General features: G+C 61.2%; 1 protein-coding gene. It reads right to left on the bottom strand.

Annotated elements, in window-relative coordinates:
• Positions 1-289: ABC transporter substrate-binding protein (locus EN862_RS35720; RefSeq protein WP_245519834.1), on the bottom strand; the 289-nt coding region annotated here is incomplete at both ends.

Below are 289 nucleotides of genomic sequence, written 5' to 3' on the forward strand. Positions count from 1 at the left end.
CAAAGCCGGTCGACGTCGTCGGATCGCCGATCGCGTTGCCCCAGTTGTAGAAGGCCGCCGGCGCCAGCTTGTCGGCGGCGCGCAGCTCATAGTGCTTGGCGATCTCGTAGACCTCGATCGTCGCCTCGATGCCGACCTTGCGCCACATGCCGACGATGGCCTGGATCATCTCATAATCCTTGGGCTTGAAGCCCTTGGTCGTCTGGATCGTGAACTTGACCGGCTTCTCCGGCGAAAAGCCGGAAGCGGCGAGCAGTTCTTTCGCCTTTTCCGGATTGTGCTCGACCTT

It is taken from the genome of Mesorhizobium sp. M2E.F.Ca.ET.219.01.1.1 (genome assembly GCF_004016445.2).
Taxonomy (GTDB): domain Bacteria; phylum Pseudomonadota; class Alphaproteobacteria; order Rhizobiales; family Rhizobiaceae; genus Mesorhizobium.